The organism is Mesorhizobium sp. M1E.F.Ca.ET.063.01.1.1, from assembly GCF_003998155.1.
GTDB lineage: Bacteria > Pseudomonadota > Alphaproteobacteria > Rhizobiales > Rhizobiaceae > Mesorhizobium.
This window is the reverse complement of the sequence record NZ_RZSC01001732.1, coordinates 1-401: the sequence shown is the minus strand read 5'-3', so window position 1 is coordinate 401 and position 401 is coordinate 1. Positions and strand designations below refer to the sequence as shown.

1 pseudogene is annotated in these 401 nt (G+C 62.6%); it reads left to right on the top strand.

The features are described from left to right. Nucleotides 1-361: pseudogene (locus EOA29_RS40645) on the top strand (class II aldolase/adducin family protein); the annotation flags it as partial. Nucleotides 362-401: the final 40 nt, after the last annotated feature.

Genomic DNA, 401 nt, shown 5'->3' with positions numbered 1-401 from the left:
CCTCATCGATCCCGCCTCGCCCAATCCGTCGGTCGAAACGCTGCTGCACGCCTTCCTGCCGCACAAATTCGTCGACCACACGCATTCGACCGCCGTCCTCGCCATTGTCGACCAGGAAGACAGCAAGGCGCTGGTTAGGAAAGTGTTCGGCGAGAAGATGGGCTACGTGCCCTACATCATGCCAGGCTTCGACCTGGCGAAGGCGGCGGGCGACGTCTTCGATGCCGATCCAAGCGTCGAAGGCCTGATCCTCGACAAGCACGGCATCTTCACCTTCGGCGACGACGCCAGGCAGGCCTATGACCGGATGATCCACCATGTGACGGTCGCCGAGGACTATGTCGCCAAAAACGGCAAGCCGTAGACGGTCAAGGCGGCGCTGCCGGCGAAGCTCGCCAGAC